This window comes from Delftia sp. Lp-1 (assembly GCF_020523835.1).
Lineage (GTDB): Bacteria > Pseudomonadota > Gammaproteobacteria > Burkholderiales > Burkholderiaceae_C > Comamonas > Comamonas acidovorans.
Genome location: NZ_JAJALJ010000002.1, coordinates 151,675 through 170,232, shown reverse-complemented (window position 1 = coordinate 170,232; position 18,558 = coordinate 151,675). Strand labels below are relative to the sequence as shown.

Sequence of the window (18,558 nt, the reverse complement as noted above, 5' to 3'; positions counted from 1 at the left end):
GTGCTTTGAAAGCGATCGCAGCCAGTGCGATCAATCGGGATGGATGTTGTTTTGCTTGACGATCTGCGCCCAGCGCTTTTCCTCGGCCTGCACATAGGTGTCCAGTTCCGCCGCAGGTCCTGCATTGACCATCAGGCCCTCGTGCTCCAGCTTGCGAACGAACTCCGGCGAGCGGGCCGCCTTGCGGGCCGCGGCGTTCAGGCGATCGATCACGGCGGCAGGTGTGGCGGCCGGCGCGTACAGGCCGTACCAGCTCTCGACGCGGTAGCCCGGGACGGTGACGGCGATGGGTGGCACGTTCTTGAAGGCCGCAGACGGCTCGGCCGTGGTGACCCCCAGCACGCGCAGCTTGCCGTTGTCGATGAAGGTGGATACCGCCGCCGCCGTGGCAAACATCATGTCCACCTGCCCGCCCATGAGATCGGTGAGCGCCGGGCCTGCGCCGCGGTAGGGCACATGGGTGAGCCTGACCTTGGCAAGGTTGGCAAACAGCTCGCCCGCCAGATGCGCCGAAGTCCCGGCGCCCTGCGAGGCATAGGTCAGCTTGTCGGGACTGGCCTTGGCGGCGGCCATCACGTCCGCCACCGTCTTGTACGGGCTGGCGGCGGGCACCACCAGCACGTTGGGGCCGCGCCCGATCAGGATCACCGGAGCAAAGGCCTTGTTGCTCCCGTACGGCAGCTTGGCCTGCAACGCCGGATTGACGGCGTGCGCGAACGAAGCCACGACCACGGAATATCCGTCCGGCGCACTCTTGGCAACGTTGTCGGTGCCGATGATCGTGCCGGCACCGGGCTTGTTGTCCACGATGACGGGCTGGCCCAGGTCCTTGGCCATCTCGGCCCCCAGCGTGCGGGCGATCAGGTCCGTTCCACCGCCTGGCGCAAAGGGCACGACGAGGCGCACGGGCTTTTCCGGGAACGCTGCAGATGCTGCGCTGCAGACAGTCGCGAGCACGGCAATGAACGCAATGGCCCTTGCACAACGGCGGGCGGCGAAACTGGGCATGGTGTGTCTCCTGGTTCTATGGACAGAGGTCCGGTCACTGCGCCAGCGTTGCGATGACGCTGGCGACTGGCTTGTGAAAGCTTAGGGAAACGCACCGCACTTGTGACCCCCCATGTTCCAACCAGTGAAATTCCAAAGCGAGCGCGCCAGAGCCTGCGGCTGCATTTCCCTTGCATTCGGTGGAATACTTGGCTTCCCTCAGGCGCCCATACCCGGACAGGAAGAACACAGCTTTCGACACCGGGGCATGCGCGTTCTCCCACCAGCGGCAGCACCATGACGAACAGGCGATCCCCCATCCTCCATGACAAGCCGGGACAGTCCCCGAGCAACCGCTCCCTGGAAAGAGGCGTCGAAATACTCCGTGCGTTCAGGCCCGGCTCGGAACTGCTGGGCAACAGCGACCTGGCGGAACGCACCGGCCTGTCCAAGGCCACGGTCACCCGGCTGACGCAGACCCTGGTGGGCTGCGGCATGCTGCAGGCCGACCACCCAAGCCGGGCCTTTCGCCTGGCCCCGGCGGTCCTGAGCCTGGCGCACGCCATGCGCACGGGCTCGACGGTGCTGTCGATTGCGGCGCCCCTGATGCGCACCCTCGCCGAGACACGCAGGATCAACGTGGGCCTGGCATGTCCCGACCGGGACGAGATGGTCTACCTGGAATCCATCCGCTACAACCGCCGGATCGTGCTCAGGCATGTGGTCTCGGGGCAGCGTGTTCCCATGGAACTGACGTCGCTGGGGCGCGCCTACCTGGCGGCGGCGCCATCGGCCAGGCGCAAGGCATTGCTCGACAGCTTCAGGCTCAAGAGGGGCGCCCAATGGCCTGCGCTGGAGCAGCAGATCCAGGCGGCGATCAAGTCCGTGAGAAGCCAAGGCTTCTGCGCCGCATCGTGGCAGCCGGAAGTGGTTGCGCTGGCCACGCCGCTGGTGACACCCGATGCCATCTATGTCCTGAACTGCAGCGTCTCCACCACGGAGCCTTTGCCGGCCATCGTGCAGGAGCTGCACCCGGCCTTGCTGCAACTGGGCCGGCAGATTGAAAGCCTGCTGGAAAAACTGTAATGCTCTCCCAGCAATATGCGCCCACCGCTGGCAAGCAGGGTTTCCAAAAATCGCTCAGACTAGGCACAAACGACTTTTGTGCACTCCAAAAATGAGTGCAACCGTCTGAAAAACCCACGGAACTTTGGCTTTAGCACTCGGTCATAACGAGTGCTAATATGAAGGAATGGAAGAAAGGAACTCTGCAATGACAAACGCCTCCGGCTCCATTGCGACCACCTTGGCACCCGCTAACCCCTGGGCCCTGGTGCCGCCTCTGGGCAATTTGGATGCCTACATTTCCGCGGTCAACCGCCTGCCCATGCTCACCCTTGAGGAAGAGCAGGACTACGCCCGCAAGCTCAAAGAACACAGCGATCTGGACGCCGCAGGGCGTCTGGTGATGTCCCACCTGCGCCTGGTGGTGTCCATCTCGCGCCAGTACCTGGGCTACGGCCTGCCGCACGGCGACCTGATCCAGGAAGGCAACGTGGGCCTGATGAAGGCCGTCAAGCGCTTCGACCCCGATCAGAACGTGCGCCTGGTGAGCTACGCCATGCACTGGATCAAGGCCGAGATCCACGAGTACATCCTCAAGAACTGGCGCATGGTCAAGGTCGCCACGACCAAGGCCCAGCGCAAGCTGTTCTTCAACCTGCGCTCGATGAAGCAGGGCCTGAAGTCCGACGCCGCCATGGCCGAGGACGGCGCCATGCTGCGTGACACGCTGACCTCGGGCGAGATCGACGCCGTGGCCGAGAAGCTCAACGTCAAGCGCGAAGAAGTCATGGAGATGGAAACGCGCCTGGCCGGTGGCGACGTGCTGCTGGACCCCTCGCCCAGCGACGATGGCGAGCAGGCCTTCGGCCCCATCGCCTACCTGGCCGATGGCGCACACGAACCCACGGCCATGATCGAGTCGCGCCAGCGCGACCAACTGGCCACCGACGGCATTGCCATGGCGCTGGATTCGCTGGACGACCGCAGCCGCCGCATCGTCGAGGAGCGCTGGCTCAAGGTCAACGATGACGGCTCGGGCGGCATGACGCTGCATGAGCTGGCCGCCGTGTATGGCGTGAGCGCCGAGCGCATTCGCCAGATCGAGGTGGCTGCCATGAAGAAGATGAAGAAGGCCCTGGCCGAGTTCGCCTGACAGCCTGACGACCTGGGCTGACAGGCCGCTTCACGACAAACCCGGATAATCTCCGGGTTTTTTATTGTCCGCAGCCTTTGCGGCCCCCACGTACCCCATGCCCGCCAGCGCCATCTCGCCACTACGCCGCCTCTTCGCCAATGCCTTGGCCACCGCCCTGGCCTCGGCCCTGCTGCCTTGCGCTGCCGTGGCGGGCGACAACTGGCCCAGCAAGCCGCTGCACCTGATCGTCGGCTTTCCCGCAGGATCTTCCCCGGACCTCACGGCGCGCGCACTGGCCGAGCCCCTGGAAAAGCGCCTGGGCCAGCCCGTCATCGTCGAGAACAAGGTGGGCGCAGGCGGCAACATCGCAGGCGAGCAGGTGGCCCGTGCGCGCGACGGCCATACCTTCAGCGTAATGATCAACGGCAACCTGACGATTGCCCGCCTGCTCAACCCCGCCGTGCGCTACGACCCTGTGAAGGACCTGCAGCCCGTCAGCCTGATCGGCGTGGCGCCCCTGGTGCTGGTGGCACCGGCCGGCGCGCCCGAGGGCCGGGCCTTCCTGGAGGCCGCTGCCCAGGCCGGCAGCCGCTGGAGCTACGGTTCCCCAGGCGTGGGCACGGTGGGCCACCTGGGCATGGAGCTGCTCAAGAGCCGCTCCGCGCTCAGGCCCGAACACATTCCCTACCCCGGCTATCCGCAGGTGTTCAACGCCATCCAGGGGGGCGACCTGCAGCTGTCCATGCTGCCGCCCGCACTGGCCATGGCCCAGGTGCAGGCCGGCAAGCTGCGCGGCGTGGCCGTGACCTCGGCCGCGCGCAGTCCGCTGGCGCCGGGACTGCCCAGCCTCAAGGAGCTGGGCGTGGGGGATTTCGATCTGGAGATCTGGAACGCCGTGGCCGCGCCCAAGGCCATGCCCGTCGCCCATGTGCAGAAGCTGGCCGAAGCGGTCAGCGAGATCGTGCGCTCGCCCGAGATGCGTGCACGCCTGGCCGCCCAGGGCTGGCAGGCTGTCGGCAGCTCACCCGAGGGCCTGGCCCTGCGCATACGCCAGGATGTGACGGCACTGGGCCGCATCATCCGCGAACAGGGAATCCACGCGCAATGACGTGCTCGATCACACTGCCATGACCGCTGCCCAAGCATTCACCGAACTCAACGCCTGGCAGGTCATGGCCTGGGGCCTGCTCTTCTTCGGCGTGCTGTACACGGCCGGCGGCTGGGGCATGACGGCGCTCACGCGCTGGCTGCAGCGGCGCGGCGTGGGCCGCGTGCTGGACACGCGCCCGCTCAAGCCCGACCAGTTGCGCCGCGAATGGCGCCAGTCGCTGCATTCGGTGCTGATCTTCGGCATCGGCATGATCGTGCCCTGGGGCCTTCTGCAATTGGGTTGGGCGCGGCTGGAGCCCGATGCAGGCCCCTGGCGCATTGCCATCGAAATCGTGGTGCTGCTGATCTGGAACGATGTGCATTTCTGGATCAACCACCGCCTGCTGCATACGCGGCTGCTGGGGCGCTTTCATGGTGACCACCATCGCTCCATCGTCACCACGCCGTGGTCCACCTACAGCTTCCATCCCATCGAGGCGCTGATGCTGGGCAACGTCATCCTGCTGCCCATGGTGGTGCATGACTTCAGCTTCTGGTCGCTGGCCTCGGTGCCGGTACTCAGCCTGCTGCTGAACGTCATAGGCCACTCCAACTATGACTTCTTTCCCGGGGTGTCCGACACGCATGCGCTGGCCGCCAGCCGGCGCCACCATCTGCACCATGCCCGGCCCAATGGCAACTACGGCTTTGCGCTGGCCTTCATGGACCGGCTGATGCGCACGCGCGTGGCACTGCCCGCCACGGCCCGGCCCAGGACGGAATGAGCCGACCGCCTGCTCGCCACGTCCAGCCACGGCTGCCCCGGCTGCGCCACTGGCGCGACCTGCAGTCGCTGGCCTATCTGGTGGCGCTGCCGCTGATCGTGTGGTGGCAGTGGCGGCATGGCTGGAACCTGTGGCTCTACGGGATCGAGCTGTTCCTCACGCTGGGCGTGGGCGTCATCCACCACAACCACACGCATTTGCGCATGTGGCGCGGGCGCTGGGCCAACCGCATCACCGACTACTGGCTAACCCTGCTGCAGGGCCACCCGACCTTTGTGTTCTGGCCCGCCCATGTGGCCAACCACCACCGCTTCCGCCACGGCCCGCGCGACACGGCACGCACCTACCGCTTCGGCGGCGACCACAACCATCTGCTGGGCTACCTGCTCCACCCGCTGCAGGCCGGCTGGGTGCTGTACCCGCTGTTCCTGCGCTGGCTGGGCCAGCTGCGGCGGCATTGGCCCGGCGCCTTTCGCTACTGCATGGGCCAGTACCTGCTGTGGCTGGGCAGCTGGGCACTGCTGCTGTCGCTGGATTGGCAAAAGGCCTTGCTGCTGGTGATCGTTCCCCAGTTGCATGGCCTGCACTGGCTGCTGGCCACCAACTACCTGCAGCACGCCCATGCCGATGGCCGGCCGCTGACGCGCGGCCAGCGGATGGACAGCGCCACGCCACTGAACTACGCGCGCAATTTCGAGGGCTGGGTCAATCCGCTGCTGTTCAACATCGGGCTGCACACGGCCCACCACGAGCGGCCCCAGGCCCACTGGTCCGAGCTCACGCGCCTGCACAGCGAACACTACCGCCAGCGCGTGGCACCTGCGCTCAACGAAGGCGGACTGCTACCCTACATGGCCCGCGTCTTCGTGCTCGGCACGGTCTGGCCGCCGGCGCGCACGCGTGCGCAAATGCCTCCCGGAACATACGACTGATACGACCCTGAACCCATGCCCGTCGCCTATTCCAACGTCTATCTGCATGCCGCAGGCATGTTCCTGCCCGGTGAACCCGTGGACAACGCAGGCATGGATGCCTACGTGGCGCCGCTCAACCGCCTGTCCGAGCGCCTCAAGCGCCGCATCCTGGCCGAGAACGGCATTGTCCAGCGCCACTACGCCATAGACGCCGAAGGCCGCACCGTCCACAGCAACACGGCCATGGCCGCCCAGGCCATCCATGACTGCCTGGCACAGGCCGGGCGTGCGCTGGGCGATGTCGGCTTCCTGGCCAGCGGCTCGTCGGGCGGCGATGCGCTCATGCCCGGCTTTGCCAACATGATCCAGGGCGAGATGGCCGCGCCGCCCATGGAGACCCTATCCGTGCACGGCGTCTGCGCCGCCAGCGTGGGCGCGCTGCAGGCAGCGGCCCAGGCCGTGGACCGTGCGCCAGACTCGCTGGCCCTGGCCGTGGCCAGCGAAATGCCCTCGCGCCTGTTCAAGCGCTCGCGCTTCGCGGCCCAGGGATACAACACGGATTTCGACGCCCACTTCCTGCGCTGGATGCTGTCCGATGGCGCAGGCGCCGTGCTGCTGGGCGGCCCGCAGGCCCTGCCCCAGGCGCCCGACCTGCGCCTGAAGCTGCGCTGGACGCACCTGCGCAGCTTTGCGGGCGACTACCCTGTCTGCATGCAGCTGGGCCTGACGCCCGACCGCGCCACCAGCCACCTGGACTTTGCCGCCTGGGGCGATGCCGAGGCAGCAGGCGCGCTGTCGCTGCGCCAGGACATCCGCCTGCTGCCGCACCTGTTCGATGTCTGCATCCACGAATACGCCCACCTGGCCCACACGGGCTGGGTGCCCGAGCGCGGCATCGACCATTTCCTGTGCCACTACTCGTCCGAGCGCTTCATCCCCGTGGTCGATGAGCTGCTGGGCAAGGCCCAGCTCGGCATCCCGCGCGAGCGCTGGTGGAGCAACCTGGCCTGGCGCGGCAACACGGGCGCGGCCTCCATCTTCGTGATGCTGTCCGAGTTCCTGCGCACGGAATCGGCACGCCTGAAGCACGGCGACACCGTGCTGTGCTTCATTCCCGAATCGGGCCGCTTCACGGCCGGCTACATGCTGCTGGAAGTGGAGGATGCGGCCCAGGCTCCCACCGCCACCCCGGCCAAGGCCACAGCGCGCGGTGCCACCGCCGAAGCTCCCGCTGCCCCGGACCTGCTGCCCGATGTCTCCACCATCGCCCCGCCCCACGACCCGAACCAGGCCCCGGCCACGCTGGCGCCGCTGCTGACCGAACTGGCCAGCCTCTGGCAGGACTACCGCTCGCGCGTGTGGCGCACGCCGCTGCTGCAGCGCATACGCACAGGCAGGCTGCAGACCGCCGACTACGTGCGCTGGATGAGCCACTGGGTTCCCCAAGTGCGCGAGGGCAGCCTGTGGATGCGCGAGGGCGCGGCCTCGCTGACCGGCGAGCACGCGGCGCTGGCCGCGCTGATCGACGTGCATGCGGGCGAGGAGCAGAACGACTTCCGCATCCTGCACGAGGACTACCTCAAGGCAGGCGGCACCGAGACCGACCTTACCCGCCTGCGCCGCAACCCCGGCGGCGAGGCGCTCAACGCCTATCTGCACGGCCTGGCCGCCACGCCCAATCCGGTCGGCCTGCTGGGCGCCATCTACATCATCGAAGGCACGGGTCAGCGCATCGTGCCCAGCCTGCTGCCGCTGCTGCGCGCCAGCCTGCCACTGCCGCCCGATGCCTTCCGCTTCCTGGAATACCACGGCGCCAACGACGAACACCACCTGGAGCGCTGGCTCATGGCCGTGCAGATGGTGATGGCGCTGGACGACACAGACGGCAGCGGGGGCACGGCGGCGCAGGCCATCGTGCGCACCGCGCGCCACACGGCGGCGCTGTACCTGATGCAGTTCGAGCATGTCCTGCCCGAGGAGCACTGATGCAACCACCAGACTTCATCGAACCGCCCCACGACGAGCGCGACCCCAGCCCCTGGCGCGCGCTGTACCTGGACCAGAGCACGCCGCTGCCCGACGACGTCAAGGCCGCCTGGCTGCGTGACTGCAGCAGCGGCTCGCGCCAGTACCTGCTGCCCTTCCTGCGGCCACTTGCACGCACCAGCATCGTGCTCATCCAGATCCTCAAGGTGCTGCTGCCGCGCAACTGGGCGCACTCCAGGCTGCTGCACCGGCTGCTGGCCTTCAGCATGAACCGCTTCGTCTCGCCCGAGGCCAACTGGCTCATCCTGCGCCATTTCCACCTGGGCTCGCAGATCCTGGCCTTTGTCGCGGCCAACGCGCCCACGCCCGTGTCCACCACACCGCTGGAGCCGGACAGCATCGACGACATCAAGGACGACCTGTTCCTCAGGCACGACCTGAACCTGTTCAACTTCGTCATCCGCCTGAACAACGCGCTGCGCGCCGCAGGCCAGGAACTGCAGCCCGTGGCCGAGCCCGACTTCGCCATGCTGCGCAACCCGCCCCTGCGCCTTGAGGACATGCCGCGCGGGCGCCTGAACCTGCTGGACCTGCAAAGCGCCATCGAGGTCTACACGCCCGTCTACCAGCTGCTGCTGACCGACAACGACTTCTGGCGCGCCAGCAACTCGCTGCAGCTGGACGAGACCGTGGCCATCTATGCGGCCAAGATCCTCGCCTCGCCCGAGCACCTGGTCATGCTCAACAACAAGCACCCGCTGGTGCCGCTGTCCACCCTGCGCGCCGGCCACCGCCTGGTGCTGCACGGCCTGTCCACCGAAATGCTGCACTGCCTGCTGATGAAGGTCGCCAGCGGCGACATCCCGCTGCCCGCCCGCGAGTTGGCACGCATGCGCGAGGCGGCCCGCGCCCACGACAGTGGCAGCAGTGGCAGCGCCAACAACGCCGACAGCACCGCAGCCGTCTGACCCAGGTCAAGAAACAGCGGCAGATGGCCGCCATCCCGCGCGAAACGCGTTACATCGCGTTGCATTCAACGGCATAGCCCGCTAGCCTGCACGGCTTCTCCCGGGGCGCGCCGCCCGGGTCCACTGCCGGTGCCCTGGGTGGCTGTCTGCCCGTCCAGGCTGCGGCGCATCCTAGCCTGCGTGCCCCATGCCATCGTCGTCCTCCACGCCTTCAGCGGTTCGCTGCAGCGAATGCATGCGTTCGTCCCATTGCCTGCTGGGCCAGTTGCCCGAGCCCGCATTCCAGCAATGGCTGCCGCATATCCGCGAACGCGGCTTGGCCAAGGGCCAGAAGCTCCAGGCGCAGGGCAGCGTCGCCCATGAATTCCAGGTGATCAAGATCGGCTTCGTCCTGGCCATCCGCCGTGGCGGCGACGGCGTGCAGCGGCCCGTGGCACTGTTCGGCAACGGCCACGCGCTGGGCAGCCCGGGCTGGCTGCAGCAGCCCTCGGCCATGCACTTCGAGGCACTGGGCCCGGGGCGCATCTGCTGCGTGGACATCGCCACCATCACGCGCCGCGGCCTGGTCGATGCCGCCTTCGTGCGCGCGCTGGCCACCAGCTACACCTGCAACAACGCCCTGCTGGCGGAATGGGCCCACATCGTCCGCATCCCCGGCGTGCTGCGCCAGCTGGCCGCCACCCTGATGCAACTGGCGGCTCTGCAGTCAAGCCTGCTCGTGCGCCTGCCCAGCCAGGGCGCACTGGCCGCCCTGCTGGCCACCACGCGCGAAACCATTGCGCGCAGCCTTGTGCGCCTGGTGCAACTGGGCGCGCTGGAGCGGCCGGATCGATGGCATTGCGTGCTGCAGCCTGCGGTGTTGTTGAGGATCAGTGGGGGTGGGGTGAGGGAGGTGGAGTACCAGGGGATGGGAGGCTGAACACCCATACCAGGCTTCTTTTGTAGCCAACTGGCTACAATCCAACCATGTACAGCGTCATCGAAACCGAGGCGTTTGCTGATTGGGTAGACAGCATTCGTGACATGCCAACTCGTATCCGCCTGCGTCGTCGCCTGGGCAAAGCCATGCGCGGAAACCTGGGAGACGTGAAATCCGTTGGCGAAGGCCTATGGGAGATGCGCGAGTTTTTCGGGCCAGGTTGGCGCATGTACTACATCCAACGCGATCATGTTCTGATCGTGATGCTTGGCGGCGGAGACAAGTCCAGCCAGGCGCAGGACATTGCTGCGGCCAGGGCGATGGCCAGGGAGATCAAGCTATGAGCAACATCAAGATGCGGCCATTCGACATGGCCAACTACCTCGGCACCGAAGAGGAAATCGTGGAGTACCTGCGCCAGGCGCTGGAAGACAACGATCCGGCCGAACTGGCTGCGGCGCTGGGCGATATCGCACGCGCGCGCGGCATGACTCAGCTCGCTCGCGACACCGGACTTTCTCGCGAAAGCCTCTACAAAAGCCTGTCTGGCGAACGGGCGCCCAGTTCCGAGACGCTGTTCAAGGTGATTCAGGCCATGGGCTTCAGGCTCACCATCGCTCCTGCCGCATCGCAGCAGCCAGCAGCCTGACACTCGGACCACCCGCTTACTGCACCAACACCGCCTCTGCAGGCCTTTGCAACAGAGGCGGAATCTGCTCTGCCGGCATGGCGCGGGCGAAGAGCCAGCCCTGGTAGGCGTCGCAGTCCAGGATGCGCAGCAGGCGCAATTGCTCGGCTGTTTCCACGCCTTCGGCGACCACTTGCAGGCCCAGGGTGCGGGCCAGCGCGATCACAGCCTTGACGATCTTGGCGTCGGCCGGGCTGTCGAGCATGGGGCCGATGAAGGTGCGGTCTATCTTCACGCGCGAGACGGGCAGATCGCGCAGGTGGGCCAGCGAGGAGTAGCCGGTGCCGAAATCGTCCAGCACCACGCAGACGCCGGCCGCCAGCAGGCTGCCCAGCAGCTCGCGCGCCTGCAGCGGGTCGGTCATGGCGGCGGACTCGGTGACTTCCAGCTCCAGCAGGTGCGGCGGCACGCCATGCCGGGCCAGGCTGGCCATGAGGCGCTGCTGCAGGTCGGCCTGGCGCAGTTGCTGGGCCGAGAGGTTGACCGCCACGCGCAGCGGCATGCCTGCGCGCAGCCAGTCGCCGGCCTGGCGGCAGGCAGCATCGATCACCCATTCTCCCAGCGCCAGGATCAGGCCCGTGGATTCGGCCACGGGCACGAAGCGTTCGGGCGAGACCCAGCCCATCTGCTCGTCGTTCCAGCGCAGCAGGGCTTCCACGCCCTGGACCTGGCCGCCCAGCACCTGCACCTGGGGCTGGAAGTGCAGGCTCAGCAGACCCCGGTCCAGGGCACGCTTGAGGCGTTCGTGCAGCAGCACTTTCTCGGCCATGGCCTCGCCCATGGCGCTGGCATAGCGCGCATAGGAGGAGCGGCTGCGCTGCTTGGCGTCGTACATGGCCATGTCGGCATAGCGCATGAGGGTGGCCGCATCGCCCGCGTCCTGCGGATAGAAGGCTGCGCCCACGCTGGCACCGAAGTTCAGCGCGTAGTGGCCTATGGCGCAGGGCCGGCACAGCTCGTGCAGCAGCGCGTCGATGCGCTGGCGCAGATCGGGCTCGTTGCAGGGCTGCAGCAGGGCGGTGAACTCGTCACCGCCCATGCGCGCCAGCGTGGCCGAGCCGCCCAGCGCGACCTGCAGGCGGCGCGCCACCTCCTTGAGGACCTGGTCGCCCACGTCGTGGCCATAACCGTCGTTGATGGCCTTGAAGTTGTCGAGGTCGAGCAGCAGCAGCGCAAAGGACGCGGGGCCGGCGCCCGATTCAGACTGCGCCTGCGCTTGCGAGATCGCCTGTTCCACCTGCAGCCCGAACTGCCAGCGGTTGAGCAGGCCCGTCAGCGTGTCGTGGGTGGCGTGGTAGTGCATGCAGGCTTCCATCTGGCGCAGCTGCGACAGGTCGCGCACAAAGGCCACGGCCACGCCGCTGCCGTGCGGCGAGTGGCCCAGGGCGATGTCCACCGACAGGCGCTTGCCGTCCTTGCGCAGCAGCCACAGGTCCCGTCCCTGGCCCATGGGCCGGCGCGCGGGCTGGGCGAAGTAGGACTGCAGTTGCGGCCCGTGGGCCGCCTGCGCCTCGGCCGGCAGCAGCATGTGCAGCGAGTGGCCCAGCAATTCAGCGGCGCCATAGCCGCTCATGGCCTGCATGGCGGGATTGGCCAGCAGGATGCGGCCGCTGCGGTCCACAAGCAAGATACCGTCGGGCGCGGCCTCCATGGCCACGCGCTTGAGGTCTTCGTCCAGCGCCTCGCCCGGTGCGGTGGGATCGCCGGCAACCATGCTCCAGCCCGCCGCCATCATGCGGACGCCCCGTTGCCGTGAAAGACCGATGCCGCCGCCTCCAGCGCCTGCGCCTGTCCGGCCAGCAGCTGTGCGTGCCCGATGGTGTTGCGCGCCAGGGCAGCATTGTGCTGGGTCATCTGTTCGAGCTGCTGCACGGCGGCCTGCACCTGCTGCACGCCGCCGGCCTGGGCCTGGCTGGCGGCCTGCATGCCTTCGGCCAGCACCAGTTGCTCGCGCATATCGGCCTGCACGGCCAGCATGGCCTCGCCCACTTCACGCGCCATGGCGCAGCTTTGCGCCACCTGCTGCTGCGATGCCTCGATCAACGCCTTGATCTGGCGCGCGGCGTGGGCGCTGCGCTGGCACAGGCCGCGCACCTCATCGGCCACCACGGCAAAGCCCTTGCCGTGCTCGCCGGCGCGTGCGGCCTCCACGGCGGCGTTGAGCGCCAGCAGGTTGGTCTGGAAGGCGATGCCGTCGATGAGCGAGCTGATCTGCCCCACCTGGTCGCTGGTCTGGGCCACGCCGCGCATGCCCTGGTCCAGTTGCACGACCATGCGACTGCTCTGCCCCGCCATGTCCACGCCGTGCCGCGCGCGGGCGGCGGCCTCGCCGGCCTGGGCGCTGCTGCGCTCGATGGCGCTGGCCAGGGCCTGCATGGCCTGGGCCGATTGCTCCAGGCTTGCGGCCGCGGCTTCGGTGCGATCGCTCAGTTCGGTGCTGCCCTGCTGCACGGCCAGCGCGCAGCGGCGCACCTGGTCGCTCTTGCCCTGGATGTCGCCGACCAGGGAGACCAGGTTGAGTCCGGTCTGCCGCACGGCGCTGCCGATGGCACCGATCTCGTCCGTGCGCTGCAGAAACCGTGCATCGGTCTGCTGCCCGCTGGCCACGGCCTGGGCCTGGCCGCGCAGCGCCGCCAGGGGCATGAGCAGCCGGCGGCGCAGCCACTGCCCGGCCGCCACGCAGGCCAGGCTCCAGATCAGCCAGGCCGGCCAGACCTGGGCCGGCGGCACGGCCGATGGCTGCAGCGCGGAAGACCACAACCCGGCCGACCCCAGCAGCCACAGGCCGGCCACCACGGCCTGCACGCGCCAGGCCAGTGGCCGAAAGCGCCACCACCGCTGCAGTGCGCCCACGGCGCCGCGCCCCACGGGAAAGCCCCGGTGCAGGCCAAGCGAGCGCACGCCGGCATTGATCTGTTCATAGAGCGCCGCATGCTGCTGCACCTCGCGCGGCTCGGGCCGGGTGCGCACGGACAGGTAGCCGACCACGGCGCCCGCATGGCGTATGGGACTGGCGTTGGCGCGCACCCAGTAGTGGTCGCCGTTCTTGCGCCGGTTCTTGACCAGGGCGCTCCAGGGAAGCCCGCGCTGGATGGTGGACCACATGTCGGCAAAGGCGGCGGCCGGCATGTCGGGATGGCGCACGATGCTGTGGGCCTTGCCGTAGAGCTCGGCGGCCTCGAAGCCGCTGACGCGGATGAAGGCATCGTTGGCATAGACGATGCGCCCCTTCAGGTCGGTGACGGAAAGAAGCGTCTCTCCTTCGCTCAGAGGGTACTCACGCTGGGTGACGTACACGTTTCGCCGCATGGATCAGGTCTCTCGGAGATGGGCGGGGCGTCGGCATGACACCCCCAGGCGGGGCCCACTCTAAGCAGTCCTGAGGCGATGCACATCAGGGATGGTGTGCTGCAGCGCACCTAAACGCAGTCAATGTGACGGGGGTCACATTGGCTGCGGCGCGCGCAGGATCAGGAACGCTTTTCCTGCAGCAGGGCCTTGACGTCGGCGCCCAGCACCTGCGGGCCGCCGCCGTATCGCTCATACACGCGCAGGCGGCCGGCCGTGTCATAGACATAGCTGCCGGCCGAATGGTCCAGCGTGTAGGTGCCTTCGGTCTTGCCGGGCACTTTCTTGTAGAAGAGCTTGAAGTCCTTGGCCACGGCCGCCGTCTCGTCCGGCGTGCCGTGCAGGCCGACGAAGCTGGGGTCGAAGTTGCCCAGGTAGGCCTTGAGCACCTCGGGCGTGTCGCGCTCGGGGTCCAGGGTGACGAAGACGCCCTGCAGCCTGTCGCCATCGGCGCCCAGTTGCTGCTTGACCTCGACCAGCTCCTGCAGGGTGGTGGGGCAGACATCGGGGCATTGCGTGTAGCCGAAGAAGACCACGACGACCTTGCCCGCAAAGTCCTTGATGCTGCGCTGCTTGCCGTCCACATCGCGCAGGGGAATGTCCTTGGCGTATTCGGCGCCAGTGACATCAACGCCCTGGAAACTGGTCTTTGCCTCGCGCGAGCATCCGCTCAGCGCCAGGGCGCCCCATGCCATGGCGGTCAAGCCCAGAACGCGCAGCGCTGTCCGTTTGTTCATGCTTCCTCAACAAGGTAGTTGCCGCAGGCTGCGTGGCCGCAAAGGCTGCGCGCCGGCCCGGGCTGGAAAGGGAAAAGGCGAAAGCGTCCGCTGAAGGCGCTTTCGCACAGCCGCAAACCATAACCCATAACCGCAAGACCCCGGCGCTGCGGGGCCGGCCTGCCGGCCTACCGGGGCCTACCAGGGCCTACCAGGGCCTACTAAAGCCTACTGGCCAGCCTTACTCGCCGTCGCCCGGACGCCCTGCCGTGTCCCAGGAAGCCGATGCACGCAGCAGCCGGTCCAGGTCGCGCTTGGCCTTGCCGGCATCGGCCATGCCCAGGCCTGCGGGCATGCGCATCATCCAGTGGCCCTGCGGGTCCACCACGTACAGGTGGTCCTGCAGCGCGTGGCCGGGCGCGGGCTGCAGCCAGCCGCGCAGCACGGCCTCAGGCACGCGCAGCACCGTGGCCTGGGCCAGCGCGGGACGCAGGTGCGCGGGCACGGGTGCGTCGTCGGAGATGAGCCAGACCCGGTCCAGCCGGTCCTTTTCGCGGCCCAGTGTCTCGCGCAGCTGGCGCTGCAGATAGAGATGGCTTTCGCAGGCGCTGCCGCAGGCACCGCCCGCCACGCTGAGCAGCAGCCACTGGCCCTTGAGCGACTGCAGCGGCAGCGGCGCGCCGTCCAGCGTGGTGGCCGTGGCCGAAGGCAGGGCCGGCTGGGCCGCGATCAGCTCGCCAAAGCTGCGCTGCTGGCCAGGCCGCAGCACGTAGTAGGTGAAATAGGAGGCCACCACGGGCGCGGCGCAGACCGCGAACACGGCCAGCATCTTCCAGCGGCCGCTGCGCGTGCGCTGCGCGCCGGCAGGGCCCGGCTGCAAGGGTGGCAGGCCATGGACGGTCATCTCCAGGGGAGTCTCAGGAGCGGGCATGGCGCGGGCGGACAAAGCGTCGGACGATTTGGAACCAGACATACAAAAGCGTGATCAGGGCCGCAAGTCCAAACCATTGGAACGCATAGCCATGGTGTTTCTCGACACCGGCCGTCACAACGGGCCAGTCGCGCCGCAGGCCTTCGCTGGCTTCGCCGGTCTGCAGCAGGCTCCATTCGCGCAGCGGCAGCCCGGAGGCCACGGCCCATTCGGCAATGTCCACATTCTGTCGGATGCGCGACTTTTGCCCATCAGGGTCTGCCCCTGCACGGCCGAATTCGTAGAGCCGGGACGGCGCGGCCTCCATGCGCCCCTCAACGGTCACCAGGCCTTCGGGCGTCTGCACCTCGGGCAAGGCTGTGCGGTCCAGGAAGTTGCGCGGCACCCAGCCGCGCTGCACGGCAATCACCACATCCTCATGCGGCGCGGCCAGCCGCAGCGGCGTGAGCACGAAGAAGCCCGGTTGGCCCTGCATCTGGCGATTGTCCAGGTACAGTGACTGCCCGGCAATCCAGTGGCCCTGCAGTCGCACGGGCCGGTGCAGCCAGGGCGCCGCCTCGGTGTTCAGGGCAGCACCGGGTTGCATGGGCGCCAGCTGCGCGTTGTCCAACGGCGGCAGGCCCTGCTGGCGCTGCACGGCATCGAACAATTGCTGCTTGTAGGCCGCGCGCTGCAGTTGCCAGCGGCCCAGGGACAGTGTGATGGCCACGCCGATCAGCGCGGCCAAGGTGATCAGTACAAACCGCCAGCGGTCTGGCATTCTGGAAACACGCACCGGATAATCCACCCATGAAATTCGTGATCGTTCTCGCCCTGCTGGCCATTGTCGCCAGTCTGGGCAGCGCCTTGTTCTTCATGATGCGCCGCAATCCCGAAGACCAGGAGGGTGCGGGCGACGACCGGCGCCGCAGCCGCGCCATGTTCCGCGCACTGGCACTGCGCGTGGGCCTGTCCATCGCGCTGTTCCTGTGCGTGCTGCTGGCGGCCAAGCTGGGCTACATCCATCCCACCGGCTGGACCGCCGGGCAATAGACAAGCCCCCTGTCCCCGCAAACAAAAAGAAGCGCCCTGGCGCTTCTTTTTGCATGGGGCGGGCAGACCCTCACATCCAGTACACGAGGACGTAGAGGAACAGCCAGACCACGTCCACGAAGTGCCAGTACCAGGCCGCACCCTCGAAGCCGAAATGCCGCTCGGACGTGAAGTGCCCGGCATGCAGGCGCATGGTGATGAAGAACAGCATCAGCATGCCCACAAAGACGTGGAAGCCGTGGAATCCCGTGAGAAGGAAGAAGGTCGAGCCGAACACGCCCGAGGACAGCTTGAGGTTCAACTCGGTGTACAGGTGGTAGTACTCGTAGCCCTGCACGCACAGGAAGACGAAGCCCAGGACCACCGTCATCCACATGAAGGCGATGGTGCGGGCGCGGTGGCCGGCCTGCAGCGCATGGTGTGCGATGGTCAGCGTCACGCCCGAGGTCAGCAGCAGCGCCGTGTTGATGGTGGGCAGCCAGAACGGGCCCACGGTCTGGAAGGGCTCGACGCTGTTCGCCGGCGAGGCCGTGGCGCCGGCCGCCATGCTGGGCCAGACGGCCTTGAAGTCGGGCCAGAGCAAGGCGTTGTCCAGGCTGCCCAGCGCGGGCACCGAATGCGAGCGCGCCCACCACAGGGCGGTGAAGAAGGCGCCGAAGAACATCACCTCGGAGAAGATGAACCAGCTCATGCTCCAGCGGAAGGACAGGTCGATCTTGCGCCCGTACTTGCCCGACTCGCTCTCATGCGCGGCTTCCCGGAACCAGAAAAAGAGCACGGCCAGCCACCAGACCAGGCCAAGGCCCAGGCTGTACATGCCCCATTCATGCCCATTGATCCAGTTGCCCGCGCCCAGGATCACGAAGAACAGCCCCGCCGCCGCCATGACGGGGTGGCTGGACTCGGCCGGCACGTAGTAGTAAGGCGTTTTGCCGTGGGTGGTTGCACTCATTGCTCAGCTCCTGAAATTCTTGGTTCTCGGTTTCCCGTCTATCACTCTCTGTCCCCGATGGCCGCGCCGCTCAGACCACGAGCTTGACCAGCGCGATCAATCCCAGCACCAGCACGAAGATGGCCGCCAGCCCCACTGCAATCACATGCAGCGGCGTGATGCGCTCCCCGTCCTGCTGGTACTCGCTTCCCCTGCGCACGCCGAAGAGCGACCAGGCCACGGCGCGCACCGTGCGCCACACGCTGGGCGGGCGGCGCGGCTCCCGTGGCTGCGGCGCATTCATGAGGCGGGCTCCTGCTTCGGCCCTGCCGCCACCGGCGCCTCACCCGTGGGTGCGGCCGGCGTCCTGCCGCCCACCTCGAAGAAGGTATAGGACAGCGTGATCGTGGTCACATCCTTGGAGATGCGCGGATCGATCACGAAGGCCACCGGCCATTCGCGCTTTTCCCCGGGCTCCAGCGTGTACTGCGAAAAGCAAAAGCACTCCAGCTTATTGAAATGCGCGGCCGCCTGGCGTGGCGCATAGCTCGGTATTGCCTGGGCCGCCATGCGGCGGTTCTGCACATTCTGGAACTCGTACATGACCGTGGCCAGCTCGCCCGGATGGACCTGGATGGAGCGCTGCGCCGGCTTGAAGTCCCAGGGCCCGCGCGCATTGGCGTCGAACTCCACGGTGATGGTGCGGCTCTTGTCCACCTGCGAGTTGGCGGGCAGCTTCACATCGCGCCCGGCCGTGCCGTTGCCCGGCACCTGGCGCTCGGACAGCGACAGGATGTTGATGCCCGTGAGCTCGCAGATGTGCTTGTAGATGGGAATCAGCACGTAGCCGAAGGCAAACATGCCCAGCGCCACCACGGCCAGCTTGCCCACCATCTTCGCGTTTTCACTGCGCACGCTCACGGACGTCCCTCCTGTTGCCTGCCCTCAATGGAGCACGGTGATCTTGATCACGAAACCCGCCAGAAAGACCAGCGCCACCGATACCAGGATCAGCGCCAGCCGCAGGTTGGCTTTTCGTTGCTGTGCGTCCATGTGCATCTCCC

The 18,558-nt window shown here is 67.4% G+C and carries 21 protein-coding genes; 11 read left to right on the top strand and 10 right to left on the bottom strand.

The window, feature by feature from the left end; genetic code table 11:
- Positions 1-30: 30 nt before the first annotated feature.
- Complete coding sequence (locus LGR64_RS17460) at positions 31-1,008, bottom strand: tripartite tricarboxylate transporter substrate binding protein (RefSeq protein WP_012203684.1); 978 nt, start codon at positions 1,006-1,008, stop codon at positions 31-33.
- Between the two features lie 276 nt (positions 1,009-1,284).
- On the opposite strand from LGR64_RS17460, the gene LGR64_RS17455 reads away from it, so the two are divergent.
- The 10 genes from LGR64_RS17455 to LGR64_RS17410 all read left to right on the top strand — a co-directional run bounded on the left by LGR64_RS17455 (position 1,285) and on the right by LGR64_RS17410 (position 10,497).
- The gene (locus LGR64_RS17455; protein WP_230356343.1) at positions 1,285-2,073 is read left to right on the top strand and encodes an IclR family transcriptional regulator; all 789 of its coding nucleotides are present in this window, start codon (positions 1,285-1,287) and stop codon (positions 2,071-2,073) included.
- 187 nt (positions 2,074-2,260) lie between these two features.
- The gene (gene rpoH / locus LGR64_RS17450) at positions 2,261-3,205 is read left to right on the top strand and encodes an RNA polymerase sigma factor RpoH (protein ID WP_230356342.1); all 945 of its coding nucleotides are present in this window, start codon (positions 2,261-2,263) and stop codon (positions 3,203-3,205) included.
- 97 nt (positions 3,206-3,302) lie between these two features.
- The gene (locus LGR64_RS17445; RefSeq protein WP_230356340.1) at positions 3,303-4,295 is read left to right on the top strand and encodes a Bug family tripartite tricarboxylate transporter substrate binding protein; all 993 of its coding nucleotides are present in this window, start codon (positions 3,303-3,305) and stop codon (positions 4,293-4,295) included.
- Positions 4,296-4,314: 19 nt separating this feature from the next.
- Positions 4,315-5,061 carry a sterol desaturase family protein gene (locus tag LGR64_RS17440; protein ID WP_012203620.1) on the top strand — a complete coding sequence of 249 codons (747 nt, stop codon included), beginning with the start codon at positions 4,315-4,317 and terminating at the stop codon, positions 5,059-5,061.
- Positions 5,058-5,993: a fatty acid desaturase gene (locus LGR64_RS17435; RefSeq protein ID WP_230356338.1), complete on the top strand. Its 936-nt coding sequence runs from the start codon at positions 5,058-5,060 to the stop codon at positions 5,991-5,993. Before LGR64_RS17440 ends, LGR64_RS17435 begins: the two co-directional genes overlap by 4 nt.
- Positions 5,994-6,008: 15 nt before the next feature.
- Entirely contained in the window at positions 6,009-7,961 is a 1,953-nt protein-coding gene (locus tag LGR64_RS17430) for a 3-oxoacyl-[acyl-carrier-protein] synthase III C-terminal domain-containing protein (RefSeq protein WP_230356336.1), read from the top strand.
- A complete protein-coding gene (locus tag LGR64_RS17425; protein WP_230356334.1) occupies positions 7,961-8,929 on the top strand; it encodes a DUF6999 family protein in 969 nt (322 codons plus the stop codon). Before LGR64_RS17430 ends, LGR64_RS17425 begins: the two co-directional genes overlap by 1 nt.
- Before the next feature lie 235 nt (positions 8,930-9,164).
- Entirely contained in the window at positions 9,165-9,848 is a 684-nt protein-coding gene (locus LGR64_RS17420) for a Crp/Fnr family transcriptional regulator (protein WP_230356332.1), read from the top strand.
- A 47-nt stretch (positions 9,849-9,895) separates the two neighbouring features.
- Entirely contained in the window at positions 9,896-10,192 is a 297-nt protein-coding gene (locus LGR64_RS17415; RefSeq protein ID WP_192367136.1) for a type II toxin-antitoxin system RelE/ParE family toxin, read from the top strand.
- The gene (locus LGR64_RS17410) at positions 10,189-10,497 is read left to right on the top strand and encodes an addiction module antidote protein (protein WP_063327131.1); all 309 of its coding nucleotides are present in this window, start codon (positions 10,189-10,191) and stop codon (positions 10,495-10,497) included. Before LGR64_RS17415 ends, LGR64_RS17410 begins: the two co-directional genes overlap by 4 nt.
- Before the next feature lie 16 nt (positions 10,498-10,513).
- Here the strand turns inward: LGR64_RS17410 and LGR64_RS17405 are convergent, their stop codons facing one another.
- The 5 genes from LGR64_RS17405 to LGR64_RS17385 form a co-directional block, all read right to left on the bottom strand.
- On the bottom strand, positions 10,514-12,250 hold the full coding sequence (locus LGR64_RS17405) for a putative bifunctional diguanylate cyclase/phosphodiesterase (protein ID WP_230356330.1): 1,737 nt from the start codon (positions 12,248-12,250) through the stop codon (positions 10,514-10,516).
- A gap of 17 nt (positions 12,251-12,267) precedes the next feature.
- Complete coding sequence (locus LGR64_RS17400; protein ID WP_230356329.1) at positions 12,268-13,845, bottom strand: methyl-accepting chemotaxis protein; 1,578 nt, start codon at positions 13,843-13,845, stop codon at positions 12,268-12,270.
- Between the two features lie 161 nt (positions 13,846-14,006).
- Positions 14,007-14,621 (bottom strand): SCO family protein, encoded by a 615-nt coding sequence (locus LGR64_RS17395; protein ID WP_230356326.1) that lies wholly within the window; start codon positions 14,619-14,621, stop codon positions 14,007-14,009.
- A gap of 220 nt (positions 14,622-14,841) precedes the next feature.
- Complete coding sequence (locus tag LGR64_RS17390) at positions 14,842-15,531, bottom strand: SCO family protein (RefSeq protein ID WP_141830061.1); 690 nt, start codon at positions 15,529-15,531, stop codon at positions 14,842-14,844.
- Positions 15,518-16,291, bottom strand: coding sequence for an SURF1 family protein (locus LGR64_RS17385; protein WP_012203609.1), 774 nt, complete (start codon positions 16,289-16,291; stop codon positions 15,518-15,520). The genes LGR64_RS17390 and LGR64_RS17385 overlap by 14 nt, the downstream gene beginning before the upstream one ends.
- Before the next feature lie 29 nt (positions 16,292-16,320).
- On the opposite strand from LGR64_RS17385, the gene LGR64_RS17380 reads away from it, so the two are divergent.
- Positions 16,321-16,563: a twin transmembrane helix small protein gene (locus LGR64_RS17380; RefSeq protein WP_088166203.1), complete on the top strand. Its 243-nt coding sequence runs from the start codon at positions 16,321-16,323 to the stop codon at positions 16,561-16,563.
- Positions 16,564-16,633: 70 nt separating this feature from the next.
- On the opposite strand, the gene LGR64_RS17375 is transcribed toward LGR64_RS17380, so the two are convergent.
- The 4 genes from LGR64_RS17375 to LGR64_RS17360 all read right to left on the bottom strand — a co-directional run bounded on the left by LGR64_RS17375 (position 16,634) and on the right by LGR64_RS17360 (position 18,547).
- Positions 16,634-17,515: a cytochrome c oxidase subunit 3 gene (locus LGR64_RS17375; protein WP_012203607.1), complete on the bottom strand. Its 882-nt coding sequence runs from the start codon at positions 17,513-17,515 to the stop codon at positions 16,634-16,636.
- A gap of 70 nt (positions 17,516-17,585) precedes the next feature.
- Entirely contained in the window at positions 17,586-17,798 is a 213-nt protein-coding gene (locus tag LGR64_RS17370) for a DUF2970 domain-containing protein (RefSeq protein ID WP_013803984.1), read from the bottom strand.
- Positions 17,795-18,415 carry a cytochrome c oxidase assembly protein gene (locus tag LGR64_RS17365; protein ID WP_082848220.1) on the bottom strand — a complete coding sequence of 207 codons (621 nt, stop codon included), beginning with the start codon at positions 18,413-18,415 and terminating at the stop codon, positions 17,795-17,797. Before LGR64_RS17365 ends, LGR64_RS17370 begins: the two co-directional genes overlap by 4 nt.
- A gap of 24 nt (positions 18,416-18,439) precedes the next feature.
- Positions 18,440-18,547: a cytochrome oxidase small assembly protein gene (locus LGR64_RS17360; RefSeq protein ID WP_012203604.1), complete on the bottom strand. Its 108-nt coding sequence runs from the start codon at positions 18,545-18,547 to the stop codon at positions 18,440-18,442.
- Positions 18,548-18,558 lie beyond the last annotated feature (11 nt).